This window comes from Amycolatopsis sp. NPDC051371 (assembly GCF_040682155.1).
Lineage (GTDB): Bacteria > Actinomycetota > Actinomycetes > Mycobacteriales > Pseudonocardiaceae > Amycolatopsis.
Genome location: NZ_JBFBAG010000014.1, coordinates 43,049 through 59,874 on the forward strand (window position 1 = coordinate 43,049; position 16,826 = coordinate 59,874).

A 16,826-nucleotide genomic window follows, 5' to 3' on the forward strand; every position below is an offset into this window, starting at 1 on the left:
CTTCGGGCAAGTGGTTTTACGTGATCGGCAGCGGCAGCAGGTTCCCGGTGGCTTCGCGCAGGGCGTCGCGCATCGCCGCGCGCGGAGCGGGCCGCCCGGTGAAGTGCTCCGCCTGGCCGAACGCCTGGTGCAGCAGCATGTCCAGGCCCGTCGCGAGCCGGCCGCCCCGCTCGGCGACCGCTTCCGCCAACGGCGTGGGCCACGGGTGGTAGATGACGTCGAGGACGTGCCCGATCGCCGCGAGGTCGGCCACGTGCGCGGCGACGGCGTCCGGCGGCACGGTGTTCACCAGCACTGCCGCGGAGCCCAGGGCCGCGAAGTCCGTCTCGGACCAGCGAAGCACGTCGACGTCGAGCGAAGCCCGCTTCGCCGCGTCGAGGGTTTCGGCGGCCCGTGAGGGATCTCGCACGACCAGACGCACCTGCCGCACGCCCAGCGCCGCGAGCCCGACGACCGCCGCGGCCGCGGTGCCGCCCGCGCCGAGCACCACACCGGTGTCGCCGGGCGACGGCTCGTAGCCGCCCGCCGCCCGCAACGCCCCAGTGACCCCGTCGACGTCGGTGCAGTCCGCCAGCCAGCCCTTCGCGGTGCGGACCAGGGTGTTGGCGGCGCCGACGGCGGCCGCGCGCGGGGTCACCTCGTCCGCGTGGTCCAGCGCCGCGCGCTTGCCCGGCATGGTGACCGAAAGCCCGGCCCACTCCGGACCGAGGCCGCCGACGAGGCCGGGGAGCTCCTCGGCGCTCGTCTCGATCCGCTCGTACGTCCAGCCGGTCAGGCCGAGCGCTGCGAACGCGGCGCCGTGCAGCACCGGGGACAGCGAGTGCGCCACCGGCTTGCCCAGCACCGCGGCCCGGCGGGACTCAGAAGACACCACGCTGCTTGGCCAGGTTGATGTTGGCTTTGTGGTCGTCGAACGAGACCGCGAAGCAGGACAGGCCGTTCTTCTCGCACTTGACGAAGTACAACCAGTCGCCCGTCGCCGGGTGCACCGCCGCCTGGATGGCGTCGGGACTCGGCACCGAGATCGGCGTCGGGGTCAGGCCCGCGTTCTTGTAGGTGTTGTACGCCCCGGCCCGGAGGCGGTCGTCGTCGTTGGTCGCCAGGGTCGGCCGGTCCAGGACGTAGTTGACCGTGGAGTCCATCTGCAGCCGCATGTTGCTCGCGAGCCGGTTGTAGATCACCCGCGAGAGCTTGCCGAAGTCGGCCTTCACGGCCTCGCGCTCGATGATCGAGGCGATGATCAGCGTCTGGTACGGCGTCATCCCCGGCCCGGTCGACTGCGGGCTCAGGCCCGCGTTCTGGATCGCCTCGGTCGAACTCCGGACGAGCTGGCCGATGATCTCCTGCGCGGTCGCGCCGGGCCGGACGTCGTAGAGGCCCGGCGCGATCAGGCCCTCGAGCCTGCGGTCCTTGCGGTCGGCCTTGTTCGCGGGCTCGATCGCCCAGTCCGGCACGCCGAGCGTCTTGAGGTCGGCTCCGTCGACGACCTTGCGCAGGTCGTCGGCGCTCACGCAGGTGCTCTTGCCGTCGATCTGCGCGCACGACGCCTTCGCCATCAGGCTGTACACGCCGGGCGTGACCTTGCCGTCGGGCTGGGTGATGTCGTCGAACTGGGTGTACGGCCGGATCTCCAGCTGGCCCACCCGCGACCCGGTCGCGAGGATCCGGTCGACCGCGCTGGCCCCGGACATGTGCGACTTCATCACGTAGAAACCGTGCTGGATCCGCGACAGTTTCGGGTTGTCCTCGCCGGCCTTGACGAACGCCTTGCCGCTGGCGACGACGCCCGCCGTGGCGAGCTTCGCGCCGATCGCCGACGTCGAGTCGCCGTCGTCGACCTGGAACAGCACGTCCCCGTCGCCGGAGCCTTCGAAGTCCTCGTAGCCGAAGATCTTGTTGAAGCCGTAGTAGGCGCCGCCGCCGAGCAGCACGATCACCACGAGCGCGGCGACCCAGCCGAGGGCACGCTTGCCCTTCTTCTTGCGCGGCTTCTTCGGCTCTTCCTCGTAGTCGTCTTCGTACTCGGCCTCGTCGTCGTAGCCGTCGTAGTCGTCGGCGTACTCGTCGTAGTCGTCGTACTCCGCGTACTCGCCGTCTTCGGCGAGGAACTCCTCGGGCTCCTCGTGCGACGGCTCGGCCGGGGCCTGCGCGGGGATGATGTCGGTCACCGGCTCCTCGCGCACCGGCGGGGGCGGCGGGCGACGGCGCCGAGGCGGCTCCGCACCGGGTTCGGGCACGCCGAGAGAGCGGTCACCCGGCTGGACGGGCCGTCGCGGGGATTCCGGGGCCGCGCGACGGGGGTCGGCGGCGGCGTCGGGATCCAACGCCGCGCGACGCCGGCGCGAGTCGCCGGCCTCCTCGGGATCGGGTGCCGCGCGGCGCCGCCGCGGGGCGGCTTCGGCCGGGTCGGCAGCGGCGCGACGCCGGCCGGACGGCGGCTCGACGGCCTCGCCGGAGCCCGGCGTGGCCCGGAAGCGGGCCAGGTCGGCCACCTCGTCCGAGGCGCCCCGGGAGCGGCGTGGGGCCTGGCCTTCGTCCGGCGCGCCGCGGAGCCGGGCGGCCTGCGCTTCGGCGGCCTCTTCCAGGTCGAGCATCGCCTGGTGGCGGCGCGCGGCGTCGGCTTCGGCCAGCTCTTCGGGAGTGGGACGGCGACGGCGTGCGTCCGCCTGCTCGTCCGGCTCCGGCGCGGGACGGCGGCGGCGCGGGGCCGCTTCCTCCGCGGCCGGGGCCGCCCGCCGGCGCCGGGGTTCGGCGGGCTCGCCGGGGTCCGGGGCCGCCCGCCGGCGCGAGGCCGGGGCGTCGGCGCCGTCGTCGAGACCGTGCCGGGCCCGGACCGGGGCCGAGCGCTCGGCCTCCCGCGGGTCGAAGTCTTCGTCGGCCGGGGGCAGCGTGCCCGGCGGCTCGAGGCGGCGACGGCGGCCGGACGGCGGTGCGTCGCGGCGCGGGTCGTAGCCCGGCTCGGGCCGCGCCCGGCGGGACGGCTGGGGCAGCTCGGGGGAGCCACTCTCGCGGGAACCACTGTGCCGCGAAGGCTGCGGAAGCTCCTGGTAGCCACTTGCGTGGGGGTCGTGCGGGTCCGCACGACGCGGTGCGGGCCGGGACGGCGGCGGGGTGGCCGGTCCAGGCTCGCGGAGTCGCCTGCGCCCGCGTGGGGGCTCAGGTGGCTGCTCGTTCATCGGTCTCCCTCCCGGGCGCGGTGCGCAGCTGCGGCGTCGATCCAGGCCTGCAGGATCTCGACGGCGGCGGCCTGGTCGACCACCGCTCGCTGCTTGCGGCCTTTGACCCCGCGCTGGGAGAGGATGCGGGATGCGGTGACCGTGGTCAGCCGCTCGTCGCCCAGCCGGACCGGCACGGGCGCGACGCGCCCGGCCAGGCGTTCAGAATACGCGATCGCCAGCTCGGCCGCCGGACCCTGCCGGTTGGCGAGCGTTCGCGGCAGGCCCACGATCACCTCGACCACCTCGTGCTCGGTGACGAGGGCGGCCAGCTGGTCCAGATCACTGTCGTCGGTCGCATCGCGGGAGAGGGTAACCAATGGCGAGGCGAGCACGGGGGCCGGATCGCTCAGCGCCACCCCGACCCGGACGGATCCGACATCCACTCCGAGCCGACGGCCGCGGCCCGGATCGTCCACTCCGGGCCGATCCAGGCCGCGGTCTCCGCGGTTAACCAATGCCGGCAATCGCCGAACGCAGGGCCGTGACCGCGTCGGCCGCGCCGGCCGGGTTCGTGCCACCGCCCTGGGCCATGTCGGGCTTGCCGCCGCCGCGGCCGCCGATCTTCTCGGCGAACGACGGCACGAGCTTGCCCGCCGCGATGCCCTTGTCCTGCGCCGCCTTCGTCGTCGCGACGACGAAGCTCAGCTTCTCGCCCGCCGGGGAGAACAGCGCCACCACGCCGGGTCGCGAGCCGAGCCGGCCGCGGATGTCGGAGGCGAGCGCGCGCAGGCCGTTGCCGTCGACGTCCGGGACGACCTCGGCCACCACCGTGACGCCGTTGATCTCCTGCGCCTTGTCGATCAGGGAGCCCGCCGAGCCCAGCACCTGCTGGGTCTTGAGCTGCGTGATCTCCTTCTCGGCGTTCTTCAGCCGGGTCAGGACGTCCTCGATGCGGCCGGGCAGCTGGTCCGACGGCACTTTGAAGGTGTTCGCCAGCTGCGACACCAGCAGCTGCTCCTTGCGGACGTACTTGAGCGCGTCCGTGCCGACCAGCGCCTCGACGCGGTGCACACCCGAGCCGATGGACGCGTCGGAGACCAGCTTGACCAGGCCGAGCTGGCCGATCCGGTCGACGTGCGTGCCACCGCAGAGCTCGCGGGAGTACTCGCCCATGTCGACCACGCGGACGTCGTTGCCGTACTTCTCGCCGAACAGCGCGACCGCGCCCAGCTCGAGGGCCTTGTCCTTGGTCGTGGTGAAGCTCTGCACCTCGACGTTGGTCTGCAGGTAGTCGTTGACCTCCTGCTCGACCTCGGTCAGCACGTCCGCCGACACCGAGCCCGGCGTGGTGAAGTCGAACCGCATGCGGCCCGGCGAGTTCAGCGAGCCCGCCTGCGCCGCGCGCTTGCCGTACGCGCCGCGGACGGCCGCGTGCACCAGGTGCGTCGCGGAGTGCGAACGCTCGATGGAGAGGCGGCGGTGCGCGTCGACCGAGCCGGTGAGCTTCGTGTCCAAGCCGACCTCGCCCTCGGTGACCTCGACGCGGTGCACGAACAGGCCCGGGACGATCTTCTGCACGTCGAGGACCTTCAGCTCGACGCCGTCGCCCAGCAGCACGCCGGTGTCGGCGACCTGGCCACCGCTCTCGGCGTAGAACGGCGTCCGGTCGAGCACCAGCTCGGCCTTCTTGCCCGCCGAGACGCTACGGACCGGCTGCCCGTCTTCGAGCAAGGCGACGACCTTCGCCTCGGCCTGGAGGTCGGTGTAACCGAGGAACTCGGTCTCGCCGTGCTGCTCCAGGACCTTCCGGTACTCCGAGAGGTCGCCGTGGCCGGTCTTGCGGGCCGCCGCGTCCGCCTTCGCGCGGGTCCGCTGCTCGTTCATGAGCGTGCGGAAGCCGTCCTCGTCGACGGTCAGGCCCTGCTCCGACGCCATCTCCAGCGTCAGGTCGATCGGGAAGCCGTAGGTGTCGTGCAGCTGGAAGGCCTTGTCGCCGGCGAGCACGTCGCCGCCGCCGCGCTTGGTCTCCTCGGCCGCCATGTCGAAGATGCGCGAGCCGCTCGTCAGGGTCGAGAGGAACGCCTCCTCCTCGATCCGGACGACCTCGTTGATCCGGTCGAAGCCGCCGACCAGCTCGGGGTAGGTCGGGCCCATGGTGTCGCGCACGACCTTCGCGAACTCCTGCAGCACCGGCTCCTGCACGCCGAGCAGGCGCGTGGAGCGGACGATGCGGCGCAGCAGGCGGCGCAGCACGTAGCCGCGGCCGTCGTTGCCCGGGGTGACGCCGTCGCCGATCAGCATGACGCCGGTGCGCGCGTGGTCGGCGATCACGCGGAAACGGACGTCGTCGGCGTGGTTCGAACCGTAGCGGCGGCCGGAGAACTCCTCCGCGCGGCCGATGACCGGGCGCACGAGGTCGGTCTCGTAGACGTTCTCGACGCCCTGCAGGATCGTCGCGACGCGCTCGACGCCCATGCCGGTGTCGATGTTCTTCTTCGGCAGCTCGCCGATCGGCTTGTGCCCGAGCTTGGGGCTCAGGTCGCCGCGGACGTCCTGCATGAAGACGAGGTTCCAGATTTCGATGTAGCGGTCCTCGTCGGCGACCGGGCCACCCTCGCGGCCGTACGCCGGGCCGCGGTCGTAGTAGATCTCCGAGCAGGGGCCGCCGGGACCGGGCACGCCCATGTCCCAGTAGTTGTCCTTGCCGTCGCGCTCCTGGATGCGCTCGCCCGGCAGGCCGGTGAGCTTGCGCCACAAGCCGGCCGCCTCGGCGTCGTCGTTGTAGACGGTCGCCCAGATCCGGTTCGGGTCGAGGCCGAAGCCGCCTTCGCCCTGGGGCTTGGTGATCAGCTCCCAGGCGTTCTCGATGGCGCCTTCCTTGAAGTAGTCGCCGAAGGAGAAGTTGCCGGCCATCTGGAAGAACGTGTTGTGCCGGGTGGTCTTGCCGACCTCGTCGATGTCCGGCGTGCGCACGCACTTCTGCACGGAGGTCGCGCGCGGGTACGGCGGCGGCGCCTCACCGAGGAAGTACGGCTTGAACTGCACCATGCCGGCGTTGACGAACAGCAGGTTCGGGTCGTCGAGGATCAGCGGCGCGCTGGGCACGCGCGTGTGGCCCTTGCTCTCGAAATGGCGCAGGAAACGATCGGTGATTTCGTGTGTGTCCACGGGTCAGTCCTTGCTGTGCTGTTCGTCACCGATCCAACCACAGTCACGGCCGATGGCTTTCGCGGCAACGGTCGCTTCCGCTCGAAGGGCGGCCTGCTTTTGGTCGGATTGGCGAGTGGTGGCGGAAACGGGTCGGCAGCGACGGCGGAGGGCTCCGGGCGGGCCCGGATCAGCCCTCCGCCCGGCGAGCTCGCCGGACCGGGCGCCGGGCGGCGGCGTGCCGTCCTTCGGCGCGGGGCGCCGTGACGCCCGCCCGCTCCTCGACCATGTCGTGCAACTCCTGCTCCCGCTCGTTCATGCCCGCGCGCACCTCGGCGCCGAACGAACCCACGGCGCCCGCCAGCTCGCGCACGGCACCGCCCAGGTTCGATGCTAACCCGGCCGGAGTGGCCTGACGAGCGGTTTCGGCGGCCTTGCGGGACAGGGCGACGCCGGCGACCACGCCGACGCCGAGCCAGAACAGCCGCTTCACTTGCCGGCCTTCTTCGCGGCCTTCAGCGCGGTCTTCTTCTTGCGCGCCTTGATCGCCTTGCTGAGCCCGTAGGACAGCGCCGCGGTCTTGACCAGCGGGCCGCCCAAGGTCGCGGTGAACACCGACGTCAGCGCGGAGACGTTGCCGGTGACGGCCTGCGCGTTCGACGTGATCCCGTCGACCCGCTCGAGCTGGGCGTTGACGTGGGTGATCGTCTGGTTCGCGCCGATCAGCAGCGGGTCGGTGTTGCTGTTGGTGCGCTCGATCGCCTCGGTGGCCGCGTCCAGCGTCTTGCCGAGCTTGAGCAGCGGGATCGCCAGCAGGGCGACCAGCACCACGAATGCTCCCGCGGCGATCAACGCGGCGATCTGCCCTGCCGACACGAGCCCTCCTCGGATAACGGGTCTTGGGTGCGGATGAGGTTACCGCCTGGCCGGGTCCCCGACCGTGTCACCCCGCGCGGGCCGGAAAACGCGTCGCTCCGGCGGTCGCGGGGCGGTACACCTGGGCGATGGGAGACGACGACGGGCCTGGCCGCCGGGTGCTCGCCGGGCCGGGCGGAGCCGCGGCCGACGTGCTGGCCGCGTTGCCCGGCGCCGACCTGACGACGGTCCAGCTGGAGGTCGCGCGGCGGCGGGCGGCGAGGCTGGCCGGCCCCGACGTGCTGCGCCGGCACCGGACCGACCGCTTCACCGGCCCGAGCCCGCTGCCCTTCGCGTTGCTGCGGCGGGTCGAGGACGCGCTGCTGGCCGCGGCGTCGGCGTTCGATTTGGTGCCGCTCTCGCCGCTGACCCCGCTCGGCACGCACTCGGCGGTGACCGGGCTGGCCCAGCACCGGGTCGTCCCGACCGGACGCGGCACCGAGGTCGCCGCGGATCCGACGACGGGGCTGGCCCTGGAGGCGGCGGTCCGGCGCTCCTCGTCCGCTCTCGTGCGGCTGGCGACGGTGCAGCGCGTGGTGCGTGCCCAGCCGGTCCCGGCCGGGTTGTTCGCGCACTTCTCGCTGTTCGGCGCGGTGACGGCCGGGCGCGACCCGGGCGACCTGGGCTTCGAGCGGCAGCACGTCGTCGAGCACGCGCGGCTCATGGCCGCCGGGTGCCGCGCGCTGGGCGCCACCGCGGTCTCGCTGGGGGTGACCGTGCTGGACCCGCGGTTCGAGGGCCTTCTGGACGAGGTGCCCGACGTGCCGGTCCGGCCGTTCCCGGAGCGCGAAGGCGGGCGCGGCGGGTACTACGAGGGCCTCTGCTTCAAGGTGTTCGCGTCGTTCGACAGCGAGCCGGCCGAAGTGGGTGACGGCGGCTTCACGCCGTGGACGCGCCGGCTGCTGGGGAACGCGAAGGAGCGGTTGATGACGAGCGGCCTGGGCGTGGACCGCCTGGCGACGCTCCTCCCGGCTTAGCGCCCCAAGGCGGCCTTGGGTGCGTTGAACGCACCCAAGGCCGCCTTCGGTGCGTTCAACGCACCGAAGGCCACATTGGGGCGCTCGGAGCCTGAGTCAGCGCTCCTTGCGGACCGCGCGGTAGAGCACCGCCATGTCCTCTTCGCCGTGGCCGGCTTCCACCGCCGCCTCCAGGTGCGCCAGCACCGCGCGAGCCCCCGCCACGTCGACGTCGGAGCCCGCCGCCTCGACCACCAGCCTCGCGTCCTTCGCCGCCAAGCCCGCCGGGAACGCCGGTGCGTACTCGCCCGCCAGCATCGCGCCGCCCTTCACGTGCGCGTAGCCGACGTCGAGGCCGCCGCCCTTGATCGTCTCCAGGAACAGCGCCGGGTCCAGACCCAGCGCGCCGGCCAGGCCGAGGCTCTCCGCCGTGCCGTTCGTCAGCGCGAGCACCCACGCGTTCATCACCAGCTTCAGCCGGCTGCCCTGCCCGGCCGGGCCGAGCCACTGCGTCTTCACGGCGACCGCGTCGAACACCGGGGTCGCCGCGGGGCGGGCCTCCTCGGGCCCGGACGCCAGCACCTGCAGCTGCGCCTGCTCCGCGGGGGTGCGCGTGCCGAGCACGGGCGCGTCGACGAACACCACGCCCGCCTTCTCCGCCGCTGCGGCCAGGCGGTCGGTCCAGTCGAGGCCGACCGTGCTCATCTGCAGCCACAACGTGCCCGAAGCGGGCGAAGCGGCTTCGAACGCCGAAGCGACCGCGGGGCCGTCCGCGAGCATCGTCACCAGGATGTCCGCGCCCTCGGCCGCGTCGGCGGCCGAATCGGCGACGGTGGCGACGTCGGCGAGGGGCTCGGCTTTCGCCCGGGTCCGGTTCCAGACCCGGACCTCGAGGCCCGCCTTCGCGATGTTGGCCGCCATCGGCGCGCCCATGATTCCGGTTCCGAGAAACGCGACGCTCATGTCCCCATCGTGCCGAACGCGCGGCGGGCCCGCAGTTCGGTCAGTAGTCGCCGAGGAGGCAGAACGGGTGCCCGGCCGGGTCGGCGTAGACGCGCCAGCCGCGGCCACCCAGGTCGGGGTCGAGCAGCCGGCCGCCGTTCGCCAGCACCTGGTGGTGGGACTCCCGGAAGTCGTCGACCTCGAAGTCGAGGTGGAACTGCTGTGGGAACGCCGGGTCGGGCCAGCGCGGCGGCCGGTAGTCGAACGACCGCTGGAACCCCAGGACGATCCCGTCGACGTGCAGCGTGGACCAGTCCTGGTCGACGCGCCACCGCGGGTCCGGCCGGTCCACCTCGCCACCGAGCACGGCTTGGTAGAAACGGGCCAGCACCACCGGTTCCGGACAATCCAGGACGATGCACTGCAGTGTCGCGGGCACGGGAGCGCCTCCTGCGGTCACGGCGAGCCCGATTCGTGGCCGCCTCAAGGCGCGAAGCTTACGAAACCCGATGATCTTGCCTTCAGCGGGCCACGACGGTGATCAGGTTCCCGATGATTCTTCCGCCCGGCTCACTTCTCCCCGCGGATCGTCCGGCGCAGCTTCGGGACGCGCTCGGCGAGCGTGCGCTCGGCACCGCGCTGGGTCGGCTCGTAGTAGTCCTTGCCGACCAGCTCGTCCGGCGGGTACTGCTGCGCCAGCACGCCTTCCGGGACCCCGTGCGGGTAGCGGTAGCCCTGCGCGTTGCCGAGCTTCTTCGCGCCCGCGTAGTGCCCGTCGCGCAAGTGTGGCGGGACGGTGCCGGCGAGCCCGGCGCGGACGTCGGCCAGCGCGGCGTCGATGCCCGCGATCACCGCGTTCGACTTCGGCGCCGTCGCCAGGTGCACGGTCGCCTGCGCCAGCGCCAGCCGTCCCTCCGGCATGCCGATGAACTGCACGGCGTGCGCGGCCGCGACCGCCGACTGCAGCGCCGTCGGGTCGGCCATCCCGATGTCTTCGCTGGCGTGCACGACCAGCCGCCGCGCGAGGAACCGCGGGTCCTCCCCCGCCTCGATCATCCGGGCCAGGTAGTGCAGGGCGGCGTCCACATCGGACCCGCGGATCGACTTGATGAACGCGCTGATGACGTCGTAGTGCTGGTCGCCGTCGCGGTCGTAGCGCACCGCCGCCTTGTCCACAGTGGACTCGACGGTCGGCAGGTCGATGGTCTTCGCCTCGGTCGCCGACGCCGCGTCCGCCGCCGCCTCCAGCGCCGTGAGCGCGCGCCGCGCGTCCCCGCCCGCGAGCCGGACCAGGTGGGCCCGCGCGTCGTCGGTCAGCGTCAGCTCGCCGCCGAGGCCGCGCTCGTCGGCCAGCGCGCGCTCCAGCAGCTGCGTGATGTCCTCGTCGGTCAGCGGGCGCAGCTGCAGCACCAGCGATCGCGACAGCAGCGGTGAGACGACCGAGAACGACGGGTTCTCGGTGGTCGCCGCGACCAGCAGCACCGTGCGGTCCTCGACCGCACCGAGCAGCGCGTCCTGCTGGGTCTTGGAGAACCGGTGCACCTCGTCGATGAACAGCACGGTGTTCTCGGCGTTGTACTGGCGGCGCCGGCGTGCCTCCTCGATGACGCCGCGCACCTCCTTGACGCCCGCCGACAGCGCCGACATCGCGACGAACCGGCGCCCGGTGGCGATCGAAACCAGGTTGGCCAGCGTCGTCTTGCCCGTGCCGGGCGGGCCGTAGAGCAGCACCGACGCCGGCGCGGCGCCCTCGACCAGCCGCCGCAGCGGGGCGCCTTCGCGCAGCAGGTGCTGCTGGCCGACGACCTCGTCGAGCGCGCGCGGACGCATCCGCACGGCCAGCGGCGAGCTCGCCGGGTCCGCCTGCCGCTCGTCCGCGTTCGACGTCGTCCGCTCAGGCGGCGGCGCGATGTCGGCGTTCACGGTGAAGAGCTCGTCCTGTGCCACACGCATGACGTTAACCGAAGCCACCGACAGAACCCTTGCCCCGGTCCACGCGAGAGCGCTACCGTCGGAATGACTGGTTGACCTAAAGTGCGATTCCGGTCAACAGGTCAAATGTTCAACGAACCAGCAGGTGGACGCACATGAGTCATCCCAACCGCGAGCGCGCCGACCGCATCCTGGACGCGGCGGGCGAGCTGTTGCTGCGCATGGGCTACCGGAAGGTGGCGGTCGACGACATCGCGCGCGCGGTCGGCATCGGCAAGGGCACCGTCTACCTGCACTGGCGCAACAAGGAGCTGCTGTTCCAGGCGCTGATGATGCGCGAGTCGGCCGACCTGACCGACGAGATCCTGGGCCGGATCAAGGCCGACCCGGCGATGATCCTGCCGCACCGGATGATCCCGGCGTCGTTCCTCGTCACCCACCGGCGGCCGCTGGTGATGGCGATGCTGCGCGGCAACGCCGACATGTTCGGCTCGCTCGGCGACCTCGCCCTGCGCAAGCAGCAGGACGAGCTGCGCACGCAGTTCGAGGAGGCGATGCTCCGGCGCGGGCTGATCCGCTCGGACGTCCCGAACCTGACCTACGCGCTCAACGCCTCGACACTCGGCTTCTACCTGGGCGACACGCTTTCCGACGAGTTCGACGGCATCCCGCTCGAAGACAAGGCGGAGGTGCTCGCCCACATGATCCGCACCGCGTTCGAGCCGTCCGGGGAGCCCGATCCCGCGGCGGTCGCGGACGTGGCGGCGGAACTGGGTTCGGCGCTCGAGGAGCTCGTCTCGGGCTACCGGCAAGGGATCTACGCACACGATCCCACCAAGGCGCCCGGCTGATCCCGGGCCACACAGGGGAAAGAAGGGGCGGACATGACCACTACACAAGCGGACACCTGGGGACTCCACGAATCCCAGTTCTGGCTGCGGGGGAAGCAGCCCGAGGACCGCGTGCACCACGCGGCCGACCTCGGCTTCTGGAACGTCTACGGGCACCCGGAGGCCGAAGAGGTCCTGCGCGACCCGGCGACGTACTCCTCGGACACCACCCGGCTGGTGCCGAAGGACCTGCTGCCGGACGCCGGCGTCGACTTCGAGGAGATGCAGGCGGGGAACCTGCTGCAGCTGGACCCGCCGCTGCACAACAAGATGCGCAAGCTCGTCAGCCGGGCGTTCACGCCGAAAGTCGTCGCGGACCTGGAGCCGCGCATCGCCGCGGTGACGAACGAGATGCTCGACGCGGCGGGCGGTGACGGGCGGCTCGAGCTGGTCGAAGACCTCGCCTACCCGTTGCCGGTGATCGTCATCGCGGAGCTGCTGGGGGTCCCCGCGAGCGACCGGCACCTGTTCAAGGGCTGGGTGGACAAGCTGTTCGACTCCTCCGAGCAGTTCTCGCTGAAAGAGCAGACCGAGGGACGGCAGGACGCGGTCAAGAAGTCCCTGGAGGGGCAGAAGGCGCTCGTCGAGTACCTGGGCGTGCACGTCGACGAACGGCGGAAGCAGCCCCGGGAGGACCTGCTGACGAAGCTCGTCGAAGCCGAGCTCGACGGGGAGAAGCTGACCCGCAACGAGGTCGTGAACTTCGCCAACGTCCTGCTGCTGGCCGGGCACATCACCACCACGATGCTGCTCGGCAACGCGGTGCTGTGCCTGGACACGCACCGCGAGTGGGACGAGCGCGTGCGCGCCGACCGGTCGCTGGTGCCACCGGCGATCGAGGAGTCGCTGCGGTACCTGTCGCCGTTCGCGGCGGTGGCCCGGGCGACCACGCGCGAAGTGGAGCTGGGCGGGACGACCGTGCCCGCGGACCAGATGCTGATGATCTGGGTCGCGGCGGCCAACCGGGACGACCGGGTGTTCGCCGAGCCGGACACGTTCAATCCGTTGCGCGACCCCAACCCGCACCTCGCGTTCGGCCGCGGGATCCACTTCTGCATCGGGGCGCCGCTCGCCCGGCTCGAAGGCCGGGTGGCGCTGAACATCCTGTTCGACCGCTACCCGGCGCTGCGCACGATCCCGGGTGAGCCGCCGAAGTTCCAGATCAACCCGAACATGACCGGGGTGCGGGAGCTGCCGCTCACCACGGTGTAGCCCGGTTGCGCCCTGGGCGAAACCCCTCGCCCGGGGCGCTGCCGTGCCCGAGAGTGGACCGATGAACGTGGCGGTGCTGTCCGACATCCACGGCGTCCTCCCCGCGCTGGAGGCCGTGCTCGCCGAGCCGGACGTCGAAGCGGCGGACCGGATCGTGCTGCTCGGCGACATGCTCGCCGGACCGATGCCGGTCGAGACCCTGGATCGGCTGCTGGCGCTGGGCCCGCGGGCGATCTGGGTGCGGGGCAACGCGGACCGGGAGCTGGCGGCCTCGGCCCGCGGCACCGGGAAGTTCGTCCCGGACCCGATCTTCCCGTGGGCGGCGGAACAACTGCGTCCCACGGATCTTCCGGTGCTCGACGCCCTGCCGCTGACGGTGTCGCTCGACGGCGTGCTGTTCTGCCACGCGACCCCGCGCGACGACACGGAAATCGTGCTCGTCGACAGCCCGCTGGAGCGCTGGGCCGAAGTTTTCTCCGGGGTGGCCGAGCGAACCGTCGTGCTGGGCCACACGCACATGCCGTTCGTCCGGCTCGCGGACCGGCGGCTGGTCGTCAACCCCGGCAGCGTCGGAATGCCTTACGGCGCAAGGGGTGCGCACTGGGCGATGCTCGGCGACGGCGTCCAGCTGCGGCGCACGTCCTATGACGTCGAGGCGGCGTGCCGGTTCCTGGCTTCGCGGTCGTCCTATCCCGATATCGAGGAGTGGGCGGACTACTTCGTCCGCGACCCGGCTTCGGACGCGGAGGCGCTGCGGGTGTTCAGCGGCCCCGGAACGACTTCCACATGATGACCGCGGCGTAGGGCAGGAACTCGCGGCCGCGGCGCCAGAGCCACGGGATTCCCTTGAGCACCAACCACCCCACGTGCCCCGCCGCGCCCGGCTCGACCCCACCACCGCAGGTGAGGCTCACCGGCTCGGGAACATCGAAGCCGGCTTCGGCGAGGAGGCCGGTGAAACCGTCGGCGAGCAGGCGGTGGCCGAGTTCGGAGGGGTGCAGCCGGTCGACGCTCCAGACGGTCAGGTCGTAGGCACCGGGGAGGCGGTCGAGGTCGAGGCAGGGCACGCCTTCGCGGAGGACGACCTCGTCGATGGCGGCGTTCAGCTCGACGACGCGGGCACTGAGGGCGCGCTTGAGCGACGGCGGGAGGCGGAAGACCTTGCTGTGGTCGTGGAAGCGGACCGGGATCACGGTGGTGCCGGTGTCCCGCAGCCGGTGGACGATGCCGGTGAGGTCGGCGGCGATGCGGGCGGCGTCGAAGTCCGGGCGCAGGGTGTCGTTCATGCCGGCCACGAGCAGCGCGACGTCCGGCCGGTGCGCGACGGCGGCGGGTACCTGTTCGGTGAGCACGCAGCGCATCCGGGCGCCGGTGAAGGCGGGGTTCAGGTAGCCACCGGCCTCGACCCCGAGCGCGGCCGCGACGAGCGGGCCGACGCCCCGCCAGCCCCCGCGCCGCGGCAGCGGATCGCCGAGCCCGACGGCGGTGGAGTCACCGAGCACGACAAGCCGGCGCGCCTGCTTCAGCGGCGGCACGGCCGCGAGCGCGGGCACGGCCGCGAGCGCGGGGCGGTCCGGCGGCGGTTCGGGGAAGGGAGTGACTTCGACACTCATCACGGTCACGCCCACGACCATCGGCCACGGAAGCTCACTTGCGGTGAGGACGAGGTAACACGCCCGCGACCGGGCGCCTAATTCTTGACGCTCACCTCACAGGAGGGCGAAATGTCCTGTCCGGGGCGGGCGGCCCTCCCCTTCGGAACCCGGCGACGTCGGTTGGCTGCGCGTGGCAGGCCCGCGGCTCAGGAGTGCCGCTGCGCCGCTCCAAGAGCACGGCCGCGCGGCTGCGATGTCGTGAATGACTTATTCACCTCGTCTGACGACCGGGCTCCGGCAAAGTCCAGTCGCACGCTCGCCGCCGGCCCACCAAACGTCCTGAATGAGTCATTCAGGTCTTCAGAGGTCCTGAATGGGTCATTCAGGACACGCCGGCTCCCCGGAGCGACCGCCGATCCCGGCCTGGCCACCCGACTTGCCGGGACCCTGTCGTCTGACGACATGAGTCATTCAAGACGTCTGGACTGCCACGAACACGCGGCCCGGCCCGGCTACCCCGAGGTTGGCGGCAGAGCCGCCCCTCCTCCGCCCCGAAAGCAGCCCCCGCCCGTCCCTGGGGGCCGGCCCCGCCTCCAGCGTATCGGCGAGCCCCGACGAAAAGCCGGGACCAGCCGCGAAACGGCCGCACGGTCCACATCACGGCCGGCCTGTGGACAACCCGCCGATCTCAGCGGAAAGCCAGGTAGAACGCCTGGTCGGCGCGCGGAGGTGGTGTCGCGAATGACTCCTTCGGGACCTCCGACGCCGCGAATGAGTCATTCGCGACGCCGGCAGACCCGGCGCCACCGGACCGGCCGCCAGACCTCAGCGAAAAGCCGGGTAGAACGCCAGGTCGGCGTGCGGTCCCAGCCGCGCAGCCAGCGCGGCCGCCACCCGGGCCGCGAACTCCGAAACCGCCGTCATCCGGACATATCCCGCGTGCTTGGCCAGATCGCGCCACCACGTCACCAGCGCCGCCTCGCGGCTCACCGGGGCGGCGTGCCGGGACAGGTCGAGCGACCCCAGCTCCTCCCCCGTGATGCGCCAGACGCGCAGCAGCTCGCTGGTCGTCAGGTGCGCGGCCAGGGCCTCGTCGTCGGCCAGCGCCGGCCAGACCCCCACCACCTCCGCGCGCCACGCCGCGACCATCGCCTCGCTCATGCCCGCCGGCAGGGCCAGCGCGTCCGGCCAGCTCGCGAACGGCAGCCTCAGGTGCGCCGCGTCGACCAGGGCCGAGCGGACGCGGCCGTACTCGAAGTCGAGGAACCGGACGCTCTCGCCGGTCACCAGGTTGTTGTCCGGGCTCAGCTCCACCGGGCTGAACGCGCGGAAACCGGCCGAAGCCGACTGCTCCCGCGCCTCCGCCACCTGGGAAAGGACCTCGTCCGGCGCCGGGATGCCCAGCCGCTCCTGGATCACCGCGGGCACCCGCGACCACAGCTCGTCACTGTCGCTCGAGTCGGGCTTCGCCGGGCCGCCGAGCCGGCGCAGCAGCGCGTTGAAGTCGGCTTCGCGCCCTGCCGTGCTCGCGTGCAGCCGGCCCAGCGAGCGGGCCCAGGACAGCAGCGCGCGCTCGGCCGCGCGGGAGTCGCGAGCGTAGAGCTTGTCCTCCAGCGTCGGCGTGCGGCCGAGGTCCTCCAGCACCAGCACGCGGTCGCGGCCGTCGTGGGCGAGCAGCTCCGGGCACATCCGCTCGTCCGGCGCCAGCGCCGTGAACAGCTGGTAGCTGACCGCCTCCTGGGCGAACGGATCGGCACCCGAGGACGGCTCGTCCGGATAGTGCTTGATGACCAGCGTGCGTGGCAGCGCGAACGACGACGACACCACTCTCGCCCGGACCACCGTCGCCGGCCCGCTCCCGGCCAGGTCTTCGGGCGCGACCAGCGTGATCGCACTGCCGAACCGGCGCGAGAGAACGGACTCGCCCGCCGCGACCGCCGCGGCGATGGCGAGGTGCTCGGCTCCTGCCCCGACCCCAGCATCGCCGGTGGAGGAGGTGTCGACTGTCATTGTCACCGACCCTACTCGTGACTGAGCAACCATGACTACTGACATCCGGACAAGAAGTAGCCCCCGGCC

The 16,826-nt window shown here is 72.2% G+C and carries 15 protein-coding genes; 4 read left to right on the forward strand and 11 right to left on the reverse strand.

Annotation, left to right across the window (positions count from 1 at the left end):
• Positions 1 to 16 precede the first annotated feature (16 nt).
• From AB0M59_RS18940 to AB0M59_RS18965, 6 genes are all read right to left on the reverse strand, one after another.
• Positions 17 to 871 (reverse strand): shikimate dehydrogenase, encoded by an 855-nt coding sequence (locus AB0M59_RS18940; RefSeq protein WP_364616586.1) that lies wholly within the window; start codon positions 869 to 871, stop codon positions 17 to 19.
• Positions 861 to 3,176, reverse strand: coding sequence for an endolytic transglycosylase MltG (gene mltG / locus AB0M59_RS18945; RefSeq protein WP_364616587.1), 2,316 nt, complete (start codon positions 3,174 to 3,176; stop codon positions 861 to 863). Before mltG ends, AB0M59_RS18940 begins: the two co-directional genes overlap by 11 nt.
• Positions 3,173 to 3,634, reverse strand: coding sequence for a Holliday junction resolvase RuvX (gene ruvX / locus AB0M59_RS18950; protein WP_364377111.1), 462 nt, complete (start codon positions 3,632 to 3,634; stop codon positions 3,173 to 3,175). Before ruvX ends, mltG begins: the two co-directional genes overlap by 4 nt.
• Before the next feature lie 31 nt (positions 3,635 to 3,665).
• Entirely contained in the window at positions 3,666 to 6,326 is a 2,661-nt protein-coding gene (alaS, locus tag AB0M59_RS18955) for an alanine--tRNA ligase (protein ID WP_364616589.1), read from the reverse strand.
• Positions 6,327 to 6,495: 169 nt separating this feature from the next.
• Positions 6,496 to 6,798, reverse strand: coding sequence for a hypothetical protein (locus tag AB0M59_RS18960; RefSeq protein ID WP_364616591.1), 303 nt, complete (start codon positions 6,796 to 6,798; stop codon positions 6,496 to 6,498).
• The gene (locus tag AB0M59_RS18965; protein WP_364616593.1) at positions 6,795 to 7,181 is read right to left on the reverse strand and encodes a DUF948 domain-containing protein; all 387 of its coding nucleotides are present in this window, start codon (positions 7,179 to 7,181) and stop codon (positions 6,795 to 6,797) included. Before AB0M59_RS18965 ends, AB0M59_RS18960 begins: the two co-directional genes overlap by 4 nt.
• 128 nt (positions 7,182 to 7,309) lie before the next feature.
• Between AB0M59_RS18965 and AB0M59_RS18970 the strand changes: the two genes are divergently transcribed.
• Positions 7,310 to 8,197, forward strand: coding sequence for a hypothetical protein (locus AB0M59_RS18970; RefSeq protein ID WP_364616595.1), 888 nt, complete (start codon positions 7,310 to 7,312; stop codon positions 8,195 to 8,197).
• Between the two features lie 96 nt (positions 8,198 to 8,293).
• Here the strand turns inward: AB0M59_RS18970 and AB0M59_RS18975 are convergent, their stop codons facing one another.
• The 3 genes from AB0M59_RS18975 to AB0M59_RS18985 form a co-directional block, all read right to left on the reverse strand.
• Positions 8,294 to 9,139, reverse strand: coding sequence for an NAD(P)-dependent oxidoreductase (locus tag AB0M59_RS18975; protein ID WP_364616597.1), 846 nt, complete (start codon positions 9,137 to 9,139; stop codon positions 8,294 to 8,296).
• Positions 9,140 to 9,179: 40 nt separating this feature from the next.
• A complete protein-coding gene (locus AB0M59_RS18980; RefSeq protein WP_364616599.1) occupies positions 9,180 to 9,557 on the reverse strand; it encodes a VOC family protein in 378 nt (125 codons plus the stop codon).
• Between the two features lie 131 nt (positions 9,558 to 9,688).
• Positions 9,689 to 11,065, reverse strand: a complete 1,377-nt coding sequence (locus AB0M59_RS18985) for a replication-associated recombination protein A (protein WP_364616811.1) — start codon at positions 11,063 to 11,065, stop codon at positions 9,689 to 9,691.
• A gap of 140 nt (positions 11,066 to 11,205) precedes the next feature.
• On the opposite strand from AB0M59_RS18985, the gene AB0M59_RS18990 reads away from it, so the two are divergent.
• The 3 genes from AB0M59_RS18990 (at position 11,206) to AB0M59_RS19000 (ending at position 13,942) form a co-directional block, all read left to right on the forward strand.
• Positions 11,206 to 11,901: a TetR/AcrR family transcriptional regulator gene (locus AB0M59_RS18990; RefSeq protein ID WP_364616601.1), complete on the forward strand. Its 696-nt coding sequence runs from the start codon at positions 11,206 to 11,208 to the stop codon at positions 11,899 to 11,901.
• Positions 11,902 to 11,934: 33 nt separating this feature from the next.
• A complete protein-coding gene (locus AB0M59_RS18995; RefSeq protein WP_364616603.1) occupies positions 11,935 to 13,152 on the forward strand; it encodes a cytochrome P450 in 1,218 nt (405 codons plus the stop codon).
• A gap of 61 nt (positions 13,153 to 13,213) precedes the next feature.
• A complete protein-coding gene (locus AB0M59_RS19000) occupies positions 13,214 to 13,942 on the forward strand; it encodes a metallophosphoesterase family protein (protein WP_364616605.1) in 729 nt (242 codons plus the stop codon).
• On the opposite strand, the gene AB0M59_RS19005 is transcribed toward AB0M59_RS19000, so the two are convergent.
• A complete protein-coding gene (locus tag AB0M59_RS19005; protein WP_364616607.1) occupies positions 13,914 to 14,786 on the reverse strand; it encodes an SGNH/GDSL hydrolase family protein in 873 nt (290 codons plus the stop codon). The two genes, AB0M59_RS19000 and AB0M59_RS19005, sit on opposite strands and share 29 nt — an antisense overlap.
• A gap of 786 nt (positions 14,787 to 15,572) precedes the next feature.
• Positions 15,573 to 16,757, reverse strand: coding sequence for a phosphotransferase (locus AB0M59_RS19010; RefSeq protein WP_364616609.1), 1,185 nt, complete (start codon positions 16,755 to 16,757; stop codon positions 15,573 to 15,575).
• Positions 16,758 to 16,826 lie beyond the last annotated feature (69 nt).

Coding starts and splice junctions, on each gene's coding strand:
- AB0M59_RS19010 (WP_364616609.1), bottom strand. CDS start 16,757: ATGACAGTCGACACCTCCTCCACCGGCGATGCTGGGGTCGGGGCAGGA.
- AB0M59_RS18990 (WP_364616601.1), top strand. CDS start 11,206: ATGAGTCATCCCAACCGCGAGCGCGCCGACCGCATCCTGGACGCGGCG.
- AB0M59_RS18975 (WP_364616597.1), bottom strand. CDS start 9,139: ATGAGCGTCGCGTTTCTCGGAACCGGAATCATGGGCGCGCCGATGGCG.
- mltG (WP_364616587.1), bottom strand. CDS start 3,176: ATGAACGAGCAGCCACCTGAGCCCCCACGCGGGCGCAGGCGACTCCGC.
- AB0M59_RS19005 (WP_364616607.1), bottom strand. CDS start 14,786: ATGGTCGTGGGCGTGACCGTGATGAGTGTCGAAGTCACTCCCTTCCCC.
- AB0M59_RS19000 (WP_364616605.1), top strand. CDS start 13,214: ATGAACGTGGCGGTGCTGTCCGACATCCACGGCGTCCTCCCCGCGCTG.
- AB0M59_RS18995 (WP_364616603.1), top strand. CDS start 11,935: ATGACCACTACACAAGCGGACACCTGGGGACTCCACGAATCCCAGTTC.
- AB0M59_RS18970 (WP_364616595.1), top strand. CDS start 7,310: ATGGGAGACGACGACGGGCCTGGCCGCCGGGTGCTCGCCGGGCCGGGC.